General features: G+C 66.2%; 7 protein-coding genes and 2 pseudogenes. 4 read left to right on the plus strand and 5 right to left on the minus strand.

What is annotated here, in order from left to right:
* Nucleotides 1–128 precede the first annotated feature (128 nt).
* Nucleotides 129–1052: pseudogene (locus tag QMF80_RS36290) on the plus strand (IS701 family transposase); the annotation flags it as partial.
* Between the two features lie 63 nt (nt 1053–1115).
* A pseudogene (locus tag QMF80_RS36295) lies at nt 1116–1379 on the plus strand (site-specific integrase); the annotation flags it as partial.
* Nucleotides 1380–1493: 114 nt separating this feature from the next.
* Here QMF80_RS36295 and QMF80_RS36300 read toward each other — a convergent pair.
* On the minus strand, nt 1494–1829 hold the full coding sequence (locus tag QMF80_RS36300; protein WP_283461434.1) for a hypothetical protein: 336 nt from the start codon (nt 1827–1829) through the stop codon (nt 1494–1496).
* Entirely contained in the window at nt 1826–9040 is a 7215-nt protein-coding gene (locus tag QMF80_RS36305) for a polymorphic toxin-type HINT domain-containing protein (RefSeq protein ID WP_283461436.1), read from the minus strand. The genes QMF80_RS36300 and QMF80_RS36305 overlap by 4 nt, the downstream gene beginning before the upstream one ends.
* A 577-nt stretch (nt 9041–9617) precedes the next feature.
* Between QMF80_RS36305 and QMF80_RS36310 the strand changes: the two genes are divergently transcribed.
* Nucleotides 9618–12776 carry a DNRLRE domain-containing protein gene (locus tag QMF80_RS36310; RefSeq protein ID WP_283461438.1) on the plus strand — a complete coding sequence of 1053 codons (3159 nt, stop codon included), beginning with the start codon at nt 9618–9620 and terminating at the stop codon, nt 12774–12776.
* Nucleotides 12777–13009: 233 nt separating this feature from the next.
* Here the strand turns inward: QMF80_RS36310 and QMF80_RS36315 are convergent, their stop codons facing one another.
* Complete coding sequence (locus QMF80_RS36315; RefSeq protein WP_283461440.1) at nt 13010–13369, minus strand: hypothetical protein; 360 nt, start codon at nt 13367–13369, stop codon at nt 13010–13012.
* Nucleotides 13370–13958: 589 nt separating this feature from the next.
* Between QMF80_RS36315 and QMF80_RS36320 the strand changes: the two genes are divergently transcribed.
* Nucleotides 13959–14441 (plus strand): hypothetical protein, encoded by a 483-nt coding sequence (locus QMF80_RS36320; RefSeq protein ID WP_283461442.1) that lies wholly within the window; start codon nt 13959–13961, stop codon nt 14439–14441.
* Between the two features lie 229 nt (nt 14442–14670).
* On the opposite strand, the gene QMF80_RS36325 is transcribed toward QMF80_RS36320, so the two are convergent.
* A complete protein-coding gene (locus QMF80_RS36325) occupies nt 14671–15000 on the minus strand; it encodes a DUF6233 domain-containing protein (protein ID WP_283461444.1) in 330 nt (109 codons plus the stop codon).
* A 31-nt stretch (nt 15001–15031) separates the two neighbouring features.
* On the minus strand, nt 15032–15394 hold the full coding sequence (locus QMF80_RS36330; RefSeq protein WP_283461446.1) for a DUF8825 domain-containing protein: 363 nt from the start codon (nt 15392–15394) through the stop codon (nt 15032–15034).
* Nucleotides 15395–15741: the final 347 nt, after the last annotated feature.

Consider the following 15741-nt stretch of genomic DNA (forward strand, 5'->3'; position numbering starts at 1 on the left):
CTCCTGGACCTGCACGGAATCCTCGTCACACCGATACCCGGATCGCCCGCCCGCACATTGGCACAGCTACACGCCCGAACAACCCTCACGGAAACCCGTGATTGACACTTATTGAAATACGGGCCCCCGGACGGATCGAGAACTCCCAGATAGGGGTGTTCCTCGCCTACGCGTCACCGCGCGGACGCGCTCTGATCGACCGTCGGCTCTACCTGCCCAAGGACAGCTGGTTCGCCGACGGGCCCCGCCGCTCGGCGGCGGGCATACCCGAACAGACGGTGTTCGCGACGAAGCCGCACCTCGCCCGGGACATGATCGCTGCCGCACTCGACGCCGGCACCCCGGCCCGGTGGGTCACCGGGGACGAGGTCTACGGCCAGGACCCATCCCTGCGCGCGGAGTTGGAGGACCGTGGTATCGGCTACGTCCTCGCGGTGTCGTGCGCCACCCGCGTGCGCATCAACGACGGCTGCACCCCGGTCCGGGCCGACACAGCGGCCGCGAGTCTGCCCGAGGACGCCTGGCAGGACCGCAGCGCCGGGGCCGGCGCCAAAGGCCCTCGCGTTTACCGGTGGGCGTGGATCGCCCTGGACGGCGACGGCGCCCGCCGACAACTACTGGTCCGCCGCAACACCGCCACCGGCGAGCGCGCGTTCTACCTGTGCTTCACCCCGGAACCGACGCCGCTGTCGACCCTCGTGCGGGTCGCCGGGGTGCGGTGGTCGATCGAGGAGTGCTTCCAGGCGGCCAAGGGGCAGGTCGGACTCGACCACTACCAAGTCCGGCACTTCACCTCCTGGCACCGCCGCATCACCCTGGCCATGCTCGCGCTGGGCGTCCTGGCCTTCCTGGTGGCCGAGGCCACCACGACTCCCACGGGACCCGGCCGTCTACCGATCGACCTGACCGCCAATGAGATCCGCCACCTGATGAACGCACTGATCCTCGACCAGCCACGCTCACCCGCCCAGGTCCTCCACTGGTCGATATGGCGCCGGACGCACCAGGGACGAGCCCGCCACAGCCACTACCAGCGCAGACTCGCCACCTGAACACGAAGTGCGGCTGGAGTACTAGCTGCCACGCCGTCAAGGGCGGCGCTGCACAGTAGGCACGTGTTCGCCAATCCGCAGAGCGGGCCGATCGCCCCGACCAACCTCACCCGCGTTTTCGCCACGCTCCTCCTGGAACAGGGCGTCGAACTCGTCGTCATCAAGGAACTCCTCGGCCACGCCCACATCGGCGTCACCGCCGACGTCTACGCCCACGTACGCCTCCGCCTCCGCCTCCAGCGCCAAGCCATCGACACCCTGGGCTCCACCCTCGGCACGGGCGACGGCGGCCCCGACGACCCGCCCGCCGCCGCGGTCGTCCGCTGACGTTGCCGTCACCGCTGCCGTCAAGCGCGTCAGAAGCCCCACCGAGAAGATCCCGGTGGGGCTTCCGCTTGGACACCCACTCGACATTCGCAAACGCAATGTCGCCTATCGGAATTACCCTGCGCCGATAATGCCATCGACGAAGGTCAGTGCACTCTCAAGCGCACTCCTCAGATGCGGTCGCGCGCCTCCGATGTCGGCCTTACTCAAGAGGATCGCGAGAAATTCTGAGTCTGGATACCCCGCGACCCCTGCCGACTTGGCAACGTCGAGCTGCGACCAGATGGCGATCATCATCTCGTTGCAGGCCCGGGCTTGGCTCAGACCGTCTGGGTTGCCGCTAGCGAAGATCTCGCGGGCTGAAATCCCAAGCCGATGCCCGAGCGTGCGCAGGAACAGATCCCGCGCCTCTGATTCCAAGGCCGACTGGACTTGATTTCGAATCTTCATTGATCCATATCCCAGAAGTCTTCGTCCGACATTGGCTTACCGCCGTACGGATCACGCGGAAGTGAATCGACGTCATATCCGCGTGAGCGCAAAACGGCGACCCGGGTGTTTCCGTTCATGATGGTTCCATCTGGTTTCACCTTCAGCGACTCATCCCTGCCGGGACGCAAGGAGAAGGCGATGTCCTCGGAGTCTTGCTTGTGCCAGAAATCCAGCGAGCTTTTATCGAGCGAACTGTCCGGGTGCAGAGATTTCAGCGAAGGGCATCCACCGGAATTGTGAACCAGGACCGGCGTCTCGCCCGCCAGCACATAGTACGTGTGGAGGTCCGCGACGGTGAGGTTGTACGTCTTCAGTTCGGCCCGGTAGATGCGCACTCGCGTGACGGAGACGGTTTCGCCGTCCGGGGTTCTGAGATCGGACCCCGGCGTGAGCTCGTCTGCATCTACCCACTCTGTTTGATCCTCAGACCAGAAGGGGTGGTGGCTGGTGGTGGTGATTTTCTGCGAGCCTTGGGCGGTCTCGATGTCAAGGTCTACGTATTCCTTGTCATCTTCGGTGTAGATGGCTGCGGTTACGTCCTTCGCCGCCGTTTCACCCGTTTCAGGGTCTGTGGCAATTACTTCGTCGCCAGGAACAAGCTCTTCGATAGGCTTACTGGTTGCATCGGAAAGAAGTACGCGCGTTCCCGACGTGAAACTGTTTGGGCAGCCTACAGCTTTAGGTGCTCCCTTTCGAGATGCGCCCACCCTGGCCCCCAGGCCGGCCGCAACGGCTTTCCCGAAGGTGGTGCTGTCGGGCTCGTCGTAGATCGGCGAGTCGATCATCACGCCCTTTTCGAGCGCCTCCAAAGGTCCGTAACATTCGAGGAGGTCGCACGGCCGCTTCATGAGGTAGTCAAGCTCGTCTTGCTCAGCCCCGGCAGACCACATTTTCCATGCAATCTGCTTAACTACGCTCCCGTTTGAAGGATCGTACTTCGTCATCATGCGACCCCACTCCTTGCGGGGCGTATTATGCATATTTCTGATTGCCAGAGAGGGGGCTTTATAGTCGAACGCGATGGCCCGCTCATATGAATATCGGGCCCTCGCCGGAACATCCTTACGCCGGGCCTCACGCTTGCCCGCTACTTCTGCCGCTTTTTCGGGCGCGGCCTGGAACCAGCCACCCTCGGAGCCCATTCCCTCGTAATACCTAAGCCCGCTGGGGTCCGTATTTCCGATCGGATTCCCGTTGGCGTAGGTGTACCCGTTCATCTGAAGCGGATCGGCAGTATCGATGATCGGGTCGACGGAGATGAAGCGGCCGGTGGTGGGGTCGTATTCGCGGGCGCCGATGTGGGTGAGGCCGGTGGTGTTGTCGTCGTTGCCGGTACCGAGGAAGGTGCGGCTCCCGGGCCAGCCGCCGGGCTGGGTGCCGCGCGGGTTGCCGTAGGGGTCGGATTTGCGGCGCTTGACGGTCTGCCCAGTGCTCTGGTCGACCGAGGTGGTGGCGGTGCCGTGCTGGTCTGCCAGTTGCACGGCCAGGATGTGGCCGGTGGCCTGGCCATTGGTGCGGCGGATGGTGGTGGCGCCGGGGCCGGGGTAGTAGCGGACGGCGTCGAGGGCGGTGTCGCCGTTCTTGTTGACGGTGATCTCGGATTCGCCGAGGTAGAGGGTGCGGCTGCTGCCGTTGTCCTCGATCAGGCGGTTGCCGGAGGCGTCGTAGAGGTAGGCGGTGGTGTTGTTGAAGCTCCACTGCTGGCTGGCGCCGCCGTTGCACGTCCCCAGTTTGAGGTCGGTGCCGACGGTGTCGTTGGCTCCGGGCACGTCGACGCACTGGCCGGTCGCCGGGTTCTGCAGGCTCTTGTCCACGGGGCGGTAGAGGAACTTCTGCTTGTCGCTGCCGTCACAGGTGGACAGGAGCAGGGTTCCGGTGTTGCTGGTGAGGCACTTGCCGAGGGCGCGGACGGTGTCGCCGGTCAGGCGCCACTGCTGTGCCTTGGTCTCGTTGCAGTACCAGATCTGGATGGGGGTGTTGTCGGCGGAGTTGGCGTTGTCGACGTCGAGGCACTTGCCGGAAAGGCCGGTGACCGCGACGGCGCCGATGCCGGGGCTGGTGGCGGAGGTGACCTTGTTGCGGCGGTCCCAGTCCAGGGTCTGGGTGTCGCCGCCGATGGCGCGGCGGGTGGTGTTGCCCGAGATGTCGTAGCCGTAGGTGGACTGGGAGTTGACCGTGGAGCCGGGCTTACGGGTGACCGAGTCGACCTTGGCGAGGGCGTGCGGCTGGGTCGTGGTGGTGGGCTGGGTGCCGTTGCCGGTGACCGTGACCCCGTAGGTGTACGTGTACTCGTCGTCCAGGGACGCGTTGGTCAGGTCGTGGTCGACGAGCTTGCTGCGGTTGCCGATGGGGTCGAAGGAGTACGACTGCCAGTAACCGTCACCGTCGGGGCCGGGGGTCACGTCATTCAAGGACGGGCCGGTGCAGGTGTCGGTCTTGCCGGTCCAGGCCTGGGTGAGCTGACCCATCGGGTCGTAGGCGTAGCACTGACGGTCGGTGCGCCCACCGGGCTGGCTGTCGGTGACCGAGGTGATGTTGCCCGCGGGATCGTAGTTGTAGGAGACGTCACTGATGCGGTTGGGGTTGGCGGTTTCCCGGTCGGTGATCGAGTGCGTGAGCTGGCCGGTATTCGGGTTGTAGGCGTTGGTGGTCCACACGCGCTGCGGGGAGCTCCCCGAGGCAGTCCGCAGAATTTGGCCGAAGGGGCTGTAGACGGTGTCGGCCGTGTACCAGGACAGGCCGGACATCGTGATGGGCGAGCCGTCGCCGTTGTAGCGGGTGACGAGCTTCTCGGCGGCGAGGCCGCCGGGGGTGGCCGGAAGGGTGGTCGACTGGATTTTGCCGGTGGGCGTGTAGGTGACGCCGTAGGCGTAGCTGCCGGCCAGGCCCTTGGCGGCCGGGACGTCCGGGATCGTGATCTTCGATCCGGTGGGGCGGTATTCGGAGTCGTAGCCGGTGACTTCGCTGGTGAACGGCTTGCCGTCGTAGTAGCGAGTCGAGGCGACGGGCTGGCCCTTGGCCCCCGGGAGGGAGTCGAAGGTCCAGGACGCGACGAGCGGGCCGTTGGCGGCGTCGTCGCGGGTTTCGGTCTTGCGGCCGAGGGCGTCGTACGTCGTGTACTGGGCGCGGCCGGCGGAGTCCTTGGTCCAGATCTGCTGGTCGAGGTTGTTGTAGCCGAATTCGGCCTGGCCCATGTCCGGGTCGTTGGACGAAATCATGCGGCCGCGGGCGTCGTAGGCATAGGTCCAGTTGTTGCCGGCCGGGTCGGTGACCTTGAGGGGCTTGCCCCGGAGGTCGTAGGTGTAGGCGGTGGTGTTCCAGGTGGTGAGGTCGGTGGACGTGGCGTATTGGATGAGTGCAGGACGGCCGAGGGCGTCGGTCGTGGTCTTGGCGGCGCGGCTGCCGCGGAGCGGGGTCGTGCCGTCAGCCGACATGGCCGTGCGGGTAAGGGTCCAGTCGCCTTCGTATCGGGAGGTGCTGGAGTACTGAGGGACGTCTGCGAAGAGCGTCGTCGTACTGATGGCGCGACCGAGGCCGTCGTAGGCGGTCTTGGCCGAGTTGGGGACCTTGAAAACGGACTCCGGGACGAAGATGTGCTTGTCCGGGTCGCCCTCCGCGTAGTAGCCGCCATTGGTCTGCCGGACGGTGCCGTTCGCGCTGTAGAAAGTGTCCGTGATCAGGCGGCCGCCGCCGAGGGCCTCGGCCTGGGACTGGCGGGGACGGAGCAGACCGTCGTAGATGACGACTGAGTTGGTGTAAGTGCCGTTGTCCTGAAGCGTGCTGCTCGTGACGACCGGCGGCTCGTGCTCGGCGATCTGGTAGGCGAAGGTGTAGGCCGCCTTGTCCGTACCCGGCTTCTGGGACGGCGTCCAGACCGCAGTGTTGCGGCCGAGGTTGTCGTAGGACGTGGTGACCTTACGACCGTTGGCATCGGTGCTCTCAAGGACGCTGCCTCGAGCCGGGTCCCCCTTGGATAGCGTTGTAAATCCGGCGGCATTCGTCACCGTGGTAGAGAAGACCGGCCCGGTGGCCGGACTGTACGCCGTCGAGGCGGCCTTGCCCGAGGCGTCGTACAGCTTGACGACACGGCCGAGGGCGTCGTACTCGGTGCGCGCTGTGGTGACCCAGCCTGTGCCGGCGGCATCATTCGTGTCGACCTGATAGGGCAAGCCCTTGACCGGAGCGGTACCGAAGGCATTGAGCGCGTCGTACGAGGTGCGCGTGTCGGAGAGGGCAGCAGCGGTGCTGGACTGGGCGCAGTCGCTCGCAGTCACCCGGGTCCGTTGGGGCAACCCGATCAGGTACTTGGTCGCGTTGTGGACGTAGGTGGTGGTGGCGCATTTCTGGTCGATGGTCGACCAACCGCCCGCGCCGTTCGGGGCCAGTGCGTCGTTCTGCGCCGTCAGCGGAAGGCCGTAGACGGGCTCGACCATAACTGTCGTTCGGTTGATACGCGTCGCGCCGCCGCTGACCGTCTCGATGCTGTCGGTACGGGGGGTACTGACCCGGTATGCATCGAGCGGGGTGGTGCCGTCGCGCGGCCGGGAGGCGATTTTCTGGTTTGCCAGCCAGGTCAGTGTGCGGGAGGCAACGCCGCCGCCAGCCTTGGTGTAGGTGATGTTCTCGAGCGCTCGGCCCTGGTACGGAAGCAGGTCCTCGCCGAGGTCCTCAGTACCGCTGGAGTCCTTGAGCGTGATCTTCGGGCGTCCCGCATCGGCGGACATACCGCGGAAGTAGCGGGTACGGGTCTGGGACTCCTCGGTGGCGTCAGCGGCGCCGGCGTTGGCGGTGACACCCTTCTTGACCATGACGCTCGCGTATCCGCGCCACTGACTGTACGTACGCCGCTCGGGCTTCGAAAACTCGTCGCTGTCCTTGGCCCAGGCCGCGTCACCTTCGTACGTGTAGTTGGTGACCACCTCGTCCTGGCGGGCCACCCGGTCCTTCTCGGTGACCCGGTCTACGACGTACTTGTTGAACCACTGCAGCGGGGGTGTCTCCAGTTCCGGGTCGGGAGACCAGTGGACCGGGTAGCAGCGAGTGGTGTTCTCCTCCGGCTTGGGGTGGTTTCCGCCGACCGGACAGGGGGCGGAGTAGCTGGCGCGGATCTCTCCGCCCGTTTCAGTGCGAATGGTCTCCACGCGCAGGCGGTCGAAACCGGGGGTCGCGTCGTTCGGTCCGGTCGCGACCCGGTTGGGCATGTCCTCGACGTTGGCGAGAAAGGACACCGGCGGCAGCGTGGTGCTCGACTGATTGCCGTCCTCATCCTTGCTGGTGCCATACCCCGTGTGAGTGATGGACTCCAGCCACAGTGGCGGGTGGGTGTCCGTGCGCTGCTTCGGGAAGGACTGTGTGAGGTTCCACCGGTCGACGAGGGACAGAGCGGTCGAGCCTTCGGTGCGCTGACCGGAGGTGGTGACGGCGGTCAGTCGCTTACGGGTCCAGAAGGTCGGCGAAGTATTGTAGCAGTCCTTCGTGTCGGCCTTGCAGTACAGCGTGGAAGGGGTGTCCCACCAGGGCTGCTTGTCTCCGTAGTTCTTAGATTCGAACTCGGTATCGGAGCAGGTCGTCTTGCCTTCCTGGATGCAGCGCTCGGCGACCGTGAACTCGACCTTGCCCGCCGGGGCGCCCGAGAGGTTGTCGGAGCGCAGGCCGTAGGTGATCTGGGTGGGGTAGCCGGCCCGGTCGTATGGGACCTTCGCCTTGGTCTTCTGGTTCTTGGCGTAGCTGTTGGCTTCCTTGGCCCAGTCGATGATCATCGCGTTGCCGTGGACGTCCTCGACGTAGTCGAGGTTCCACCGCCAGGCCTGAGTGCAAGAGGAGTCGGCATAGGCGGCCTGGTAGCAGGGATCGCCAGGATGGTTGCCGAAGACCGGCACGGTCAGGACGGAGTTCGTGACCGGGCGGCTGCCCGCGCCATCCACGTCGTGGCGTCCGAAGAAGTAGCGGGTACCGTCGCGCGTGGTGATGATCCAGTACTCACCATCCTTCGCACCGTTGGGGACGGAGGCGTCCGCCTTGTGCTCGATTTTCGAGCCGTCGTCGGAGGACGGGATCCACTGGCCGGTGGTGGCGTCATGGACCAGCTCGGTGTTTGTACCGCCGAACGACATCACTACGTTGTCGCCCGCCCAGCACAAGTCACCCTTCTTCTTGTCCGTGGCGTTGTCGTTGTTCGGCTTACCCGGGTTCGCCTTCAGGTCGTCAGAGCAGGAACGGTAACGACGCTCGATGTAACCGGGTTCGTAGTCCCACCCGTCTCCGATCCAGGAAGCCTGCGCGTTGGCAACTGAGGTCTTGCCGTCAACGGACTGGGAGGAGTACGAGAACGCGACCTTCGGCGAGGGGCCCGCTGGCGGAGCGGGCACGGTCAGCGGGTACGTCCATGAGAACCCGCCCCCGCTGCCTCCTTGGCTCCAGTTGCCCGACGCGGCGAGCGAAGTCGCCTTGTACGTACCACCCGCGCCCGAGGCCGAGTCCGACGCCGCGAGGACCATCGGGCCACCGCCGCCGACCGCCATCGTGCGCAGGCCCTGACCCGGCGCGGTGGCCGGGTCGACGGTCGCTCGGACGGTGCTGGTGCTCGGGTCGTTGGTGCTGGGGACGTCCTTCGCGGTGGTGCACTCCGGGGCGTCCGGGGTGGTCAGGAAGCACTCCGGGAGCTGCTTCAGCTCCAGGCGGGAGGACCACTCGGTGCCGAAGAGGTCTTCGAACTTCTTGTAGTCCAGCTGCACATCGACCGCTGTTGAGCCGGTCGCCGGAGGCGTGACCTTGATGATCGCGCCGTCGACGGCCGCGGCCTCGGTGGCAGTGCGCGCCTCGACCGAGACGCCCCAGGTGCCCGACGGTTCGGCCGGGGTGGGGTTCGACTCGGTCGGCGATGCCTTGCCGATGCTGACCGGCAACGAGCCTGCCTGCACCAACTGGGTTCCGGTGGCCGGGCTCAGGGCGACGTTGGCCGATCCTGCAGCGGGCGGCGCCACCTTGGACGGCTCGTAGCCCGCGGGCGGCTGGACGGGCGCGCCGTCCCAGCCCTCGAGTTTGGCGGCGGCGACCTGGTCGAGCTTGGCCTTCATCTCCTTTTGGAGACCGGGCAGCTCGATCCCACTGCGGTCGCCCGGTGGCGCCGCCCAAGCAGCGGTGGGCAAAAGACTGGCGATGAGGAGCACCGAAAGTGTGACTCCGGTGCGTCTAGCCCTGCGACTACGCACGGCACGCGCCTTCCCATTTCTGGGCAGGCGGAAGTTGTTCGCCGAGAACGGCGACATGTGGACCCCCCCACGATCTGCCAACCGCGCCTAAGGCAGACGGGTGGCAGGAAACCGACAAATTTGAAGTTGATTTTGCGTACACGCACGGCAATAAAGCCATAGCCGGATGGTCAATGTGGCCATGATCACTTTACCCTCTATAGATATCTTCCTAAATGGGATATATCGCTTCATTAGGGTCGCGGTTCCACTAAGGTCAGAGATGACGGAACAGGGCGTGATGGTTCATGCTCACTTCGCACATTTATGTGCGAGGGCCGTGGGGAGCGGATCTCGCGCATCCAGCCGACATGGCTGAATTACCGCTAATACCGAGGGCGGCCGAACCATGCGCCCGAGGGGGGAGAAGAGCATCATGAAAGTCAACGATTCAATGGACGAAAGTCCGCCAACTCCGCAATCAGATAAGGGAGTTGGACAGTCACGTTCCGGATCACGCAAGCGTCGCAAGGTCATCGGCGGCCTGGCCGCACTGATGGCCGTCGCAGTCGCCGTGCCCGTCGGTTTCCAGCTGACGGAGCGCGCATCCAAGAGCGAGACGAAGCCGCAGGCCGAGTCGGGCAAGCCGGTCACAGCGGCGCAGGCCCGGCAGCAGGCGAAGGACTCCGGCAAGGAAGTCGAGGTCACCGCCGACCGGACCGAGAACACCACGACCTGGGCGCAACCGAGCGGGCAGTTCAAGGCGCAGGTGTACAGCGCTGCCATCCGAGCCAAGGTTGGCAACGGCTGGAAACCGATCGACACGACTCTCCAGCGCGTGGAGGGCGGCTACGCCCCGAAGGCAGTCAACGGCCGGGTCCTGTTCAGTGCTGGCAGCCAGCCCGGTACAGCAGCCGGTGCGGACGGCCAGCGCGCCTCACGCTCCGTCTCGCGAGCCAGCCTGAAGCCCGGCTTCGGCACTGTGCTGAAGACCGACGGGCCGAGCGCCTCCACCACTTGGACCGAGCTCGTCCGCCTTACCGTAGACGGTCACGACATATCCCTGAGCTGGCCCGGAGCCCTACCCGATCCGGTCATCGACGGGCCGCGCGCCTTGTACGAGAACATCCGCCCCGGGATCGACTTGCTCTTGACGGCCCGGGACGGCGGCTACTCGCACCTGGTCATCGTCAAGGACAAGCAGGCTGCTCGAGATCCCCTGCTCGGCGAGCTGAACTACCGCCTCGCTTCCCCCGACCTCACGTTCGTCCTTGACGAGCCGTCTGGCGCGCTCAGCGCTCGCGATGCAAAGAACGAGGAGGTCGCCGGCGCCCCCACCTCATACATGTGGGACTCCGCGGGCAAGATCGCCACCACTATCGGTGAAGCTCAGCCCATGCCCGCACCGGCAGCCAAGGACCACCCCTCGCTCGGCCTGCCCGGCATCCGAGGCGCCGAAGGCGCGCACACCGCCGTGGCCCAAGCCGCGCTCACCACGGCTGACAACGCCAACACCCTCAGCCTCAAGCCCGATGCGGGACTGCTGAACGACGCCGACACCGTGTACCCCGTCTTCGTGGACCCCTCCATCAGCGGTCACAAGAGCCACTGGACCCTCCTCTACAAGACTGCGGGATCATCCAGCTTCTTCGACGGGGCAAACTACAACGCGAGCGGCACGAACGAAGCCCGGGTCGGATATGAATCCGATTCCGGCGGCACGTCCCGCTCAGTGTTCAATTTTGATTTTGACTCAATATTGCATGGCGCGGCCATTTCTTCGGCGACCCTGAGGGTCGTCGAGACGTATTCATGGTCATGTAGCGCGCAGCCTGTCGATGTGTACAGCACTCCATACATCAACTCCTCCACGACCTGGAATAACACCAACAATTCCACCTTCTGGGCAAACCGTATCGGTGGTGCCAGTTCTGGAGCCGGATACAACAGTTCCTGCCCAGACAACTGGGTCGACGTCGATGTCAAGAACACCATCAGCGTGGCCGCTGCCAGTAGGTGGCAGGCCGTATCTCTCGGTCTCCGCGCACCCAACGAATCGAATTCCTACCTCTGGAAGAAATTCCTCGCCAACGGTGAGACCGCGCCGTACATCAAGATTGTCTACAACAGGGCCCCGGACACTCCCGTTCAGGCCAATATGAGCACCTTCCCCGGCGGCCCCTGCGTGACCCGTGAGCCGTTCACCAAGATCGGCAAGACCAACGTGACCCTCCAGGCCAAGGCCACTGACGGTGACGGCAATTTGAAGCAGATCCAGTTCCGTGTCTGGTCAGCCGACGGCACCCAGGCCATCGCCACCGACACCAAGGACACCAGCGACGGCGTCGCCAGGACCGATATCGGCTGGGAGCGGTTCACCCCGGGCAAGACCTACGTCTGGCTCGCCCAGGCCATCGACGCCGACGGCTGGTGGTCCGGCAGCGGCCCCAACGACTCCGGCGGCGGCGGATGGTGCACCTTCACCGTCGACCACACCGCCCCCAACCCCCCGGCCGTCCGCTCCGACGACTTCCCCGCCCCGGGCCCCGAAGGCGCCGAGTGGAGCAAGAACACCCTCGGCCCCGGCAAGGTCACCGTCACCGGCGGCGGTACCAACGCGGCCGATATCCGCGAGTACCAGTGGGCGCTCAACCACCCCGTCTACAACCAGAAGGCCGTGCCCGCGGCGGGCCAGGACGCCGTCACCCTCGACATCAATCCCGACAACAGCGGCCCGAACGTCCTCTACGTCCGTACCGTCAACCAAGCCGGGAACATCTCCACCCCCACCGTCTACCTCTTCTACGTCCGTCCCCGGCCCGGCCAGGACAGGTCGAACGACGCCACCGGTGACGGTTACAGCGACACCTTCGCCATCGACGGCTCAGGCGACCTGCGCATCTACGCCGGAGACAAGAACGGCGACATCGACGCCTGGATGCCCGCAGCAACCGACGCCGGCAGACCGGTCCCCAGCGGGTACTGGAAGGACCCGGCCAGCGGCCAGAGCGCCCTCATCACCCACTCCACCGACTGGTTCCCCGGCGACAGCCTCACCGACCTCATCGCCCGGATGCCCGACGGCAAGCTCTACGTCTACCCCGGCGACGGCAACGGCCGCGTCGACATCAGCCGCCGCCTCGAGATCCTCCTGCCTGCCGGTTCGCCGAACCCCGCCACCTTCAGCCAACTCGTCGCGGGCGACGACGTCACTGGTGACGGCATGCCCGACTTCTTCGCCCTTGCGGACAACGGCGACACCTTCTGGGCCTTCACCGGCTACACCGGAGCCAGCTTCTCCACCGTCAAGCAGATCGGCGGCGCCGGCTGGAAGCAGCGCGACATCGTCGGCGTACGCGACATCTCCGGCGACGGCGTCGCCGACCTGATCTTCCGCGACGAATCGATGCCCAGCCGCGGCCTCGCCCTGCGCATGGGCAAGCGCGGCGCCACCGGTGGAGTCGACCTCGCCTCCCTCTCCACCGAAGCCGCCTCCAACGGCGCCAACGACATCACCTACGGCACCACCGGCTGGGGCCGCGCCACCTGGCCCCTCCTGCGCGGCGTCCCCGACGTCACCGGCGACGGCATCCCCGACCTCTACCTCACCAACACCAACGGCATGATCTACCTCTACAAGGGCGGCACCACCGCCATCGGCGCCGGCGGGAACGTCGAAGAAGACGGCTGGAACACCTTCCCCGCCATCGGCTGATCACGGATCCGGATCGTCGGCCGCATCGTCGGCCGTGAGATCGCAGGTCCCAGACATAGGAGCGCCCGGCCGGATCATCCGGCCGGGCGCTCCGCCATGGCGACTTCCCGCCCTCGACCGGCCGATGGCTCGGAGCCAGCAGGGCCTCGAAGACGTCGGCGTCGCGCCACTGCCGGAAGCGGTTGTGGACCAAGGCGACGTCGTTCAACGGATCCGTCCCGGTTGATGGTGATTCAAACATCAGATCGGTCATGGATGCGCAGATCGTGCCCGACTGGAGGCCGACGCGACGCACGCCCGCACGGCATCAAGTGGATAAGATCACGAACACCCGTGCGATACACCCTGGTCGGCTGGGGCTTGAGGAGCACCCAGTCCAGCTGGCCCTTGTCGTACTGAATGGCGAGTCCTCCATCGGGGAGGGCTTCGGCGACCGCGATCAGCGAAGCACGCTGCTCGCGCTCGGCCAGACGGTCCTGGTGGGCGGAGACGCAGACGTCCACGGCATTGAGGAGCTTGCGCGTGGCGTACAGCAGGAGGAGGAAGAGGGACGATCCCACCACCCCGAGACCTGCGATGTCGGGCCAGTTCACGTGAACTTGCCTCCCTTCGACGAGCATCAGCTGCGAAGGCACACGGCCTTCATCCAACTAGACGCAAAAGGGAGGCAGAATCTGGATGCCGCATCGAATCTTTCTGAACACCGCAGGTCAGCGACGTGCAGGAGCCCGGGTGGGCGGTATCGTCCGGCGGGGACGGCGGCGAATCACGACGAGACCGGCGCGGTGGGCATCTCGGGTGGTCCGGCTGCCTCGGTGTTGACGAGGCCGGTAGGCGGCTCGGTGCGGCCTCCGGTGGGTGGGATGTATGCGCGCCGGGCAACACGGGCTGCGATGGGTGGCAACTTCCCCGAGGACGACGGCCATCAGTCCGCCTTCGGCGCCGATATCGCGGATCCGGCGACCCAGTAGCGGGCGGGTTGCACCACCGACGGCCTGAGCGTCAACCTGTCTCGTCCGTGGGCTGGGGTTCGGCACGGTGGACCTGCACGGGCACGATGGCGAGAGCCAGACCCGCACCCGGTGGCACGACCTCGTCGCCGCCCGCCGGGCGAGAACCGGGAACGGCGGACAGATCCCGACCCGCACAGATCACCGGCCCACCCCAAGCCAAGGAGCACTCGTGACCCTCCAGCTCAACCCGGCCGACATCGGCTCCGTCCTCCTCGCCGACGGCTGGCACACGGTGAGGAACTTCAACACCGGCGCATCGCCCTTCGGCGACGGAACGATCTGGTTCTCCTTCACCGACACCCTCGAGGGCGGCGTCGAAGACTCCCTCCTCGCCGGCCCGGTCAGCGCGATCCAGTCCGTCGCCGTGCCCAAGTCCCACCAGCCGCAGCAGTCCCAGGCGGAGGAGATTGCCCGCCAGGTGAAGGGCCGCGTTGAGGACGACACGGTGATCTTCGAGTTCGGCACGGTGGAATTCGAGCTCTGGCTCGGATCCGGCGGATGGTCTCTGGCCCGCCGGGGCGACCGGGACAACGCCCGCGCTTACGGCTACGGCAAGGACGACCGCGCCGGTACCGTCGCGAGCGCCGTCATGGGGGACCTGAAAACCGGCGACCTTCCCGGCCAAGACCGGTCCGACAGCAGCACTCCCTAGCAGGCCATCAGTCCCTCCCGTCGTTCCGCGGGCTGGGCTGGGCCGACCCGCGCCCCATCGCTACGCACAGCCTTGGCCAAGCTGGAGCATCGGGACCAGACCCGCTGGAACGTCGCATCGTTCGCACGCTTCGGCACCGGGCCGGAGCATCGCGTCCAGCGCCGATCGCGTGGCTTCCCGGCGGGAGCCCTGTTGCTCGCACAGGCCGAGCGTGAGGCCCAGCCGCCGATCACGTGTCGAGGAGGCCCAGGTCGCTGTCGGGTCGGCACAGTGGGCAAGCCACTACGGACGGGGCGGTCAGCAGGATTTCGCGGACGCTTTGCGCGGTGGCGGGGCGGCCCCGGCTGGTCATGGAGCAGTCGCCGGTATGGACGCGCTCGGGGGTCCGGCGCACCCCGATGCCGTATTCGACCCACCACTGCGGAGGCGGGGGAAGTGGCAGGCGCTGGGCCTTCTCCGCTTCCTCGGTGCGTACGGCGGCGATCTTCACGTCCACGCCGGCCAGGCTCAGCTCCAGCCAGCGGCGTATGACCAGCAGCTGGTCCAGTGCGGGAGGCAAGGGCAGGAGGGGCTCGGGGCCGGGCACCGCGCTACGCCGCCTCGGCGGAAGCGGAGATCAGCAGGCGAGCGCGCTTCTTCAGGTCCATGCGGGCGGCTACGACCTCCTCCCGGGACACGGTCGCCCAGTGCGGGTGGTCCACCACGGCGATCGAAAGCTCGCGGATCTCCTTCCACATCCGGTCGACCGTCTCCTGCTCCTCCTGGGACCAGCCGGGGCTGTCCGGGACGTCGCCGCGATGGGAGTAGCCCTCCCCGCCCGCCCAGCCCTTCATCGGCTCCACGCTCCAGGGCAGCCCGGCCAGGAAGGCGCGGTGGTCAACGTGGGCGCGGTACAGCTGCTCCTGGAACTTGAGGAGGTCGTCGGGGAAGGGACTCGCGTCGGGTGTAGTCACCCAGCCATCGTAAGTCTGTTCGATTTAGGTTGGGAACCCGCCGCTCCGCCTGTTCCCCCGTACGGCCTGCCCTGGGGGCGTCGGACCCGGACGGCCCTTCACCTCACGCACCGGGGCAGGGGTGGTGCGACGCTGGATCCAGGGGGCCACGGCTTGTGGAGGTTCGAGTGCGTCCCATCTGGTCCGGTGCGATCTCCTTCGGCTTGGTCACTTCTCTGAACTAAGTGGTCGACGCGCGAAGTCCTTCGGGGGTTGATCAAGCAGTCGGTGCGGTGGAGGATTCTTCCTGTCGGTCGAGAGAGTGTCGGTCGAGTCTGGCCAGCAGATCGTCCAGGTCGGAGGTGGTG

The organism is Streptomyces sp. G-G2, assembly GCF_030063135.1.
GTDB lineage: Bacteria > Actinomycetota > Actinomycetes > Streptomycetales > Streptomycetaceae > Streptomyces.

Bases quoted from the DNA above. Each gene is read 5' to 3' on its own strand.
- QMF80_RS36300 (WP_283461434.1), bottom strand. From the start codon at position 1,829: ATGAAGATTCGAAATCAAGTCCAGTCGGCCTTGGAATCAGAGGCGCGG.
- QMF80_RS36310 (WP_283461438.1), top strand. From the start codon at position 9,618: ATGGCCGTCGCAGTCGCCGTGCCCGTCGGTTTCCAGCTGACGGAGCGC.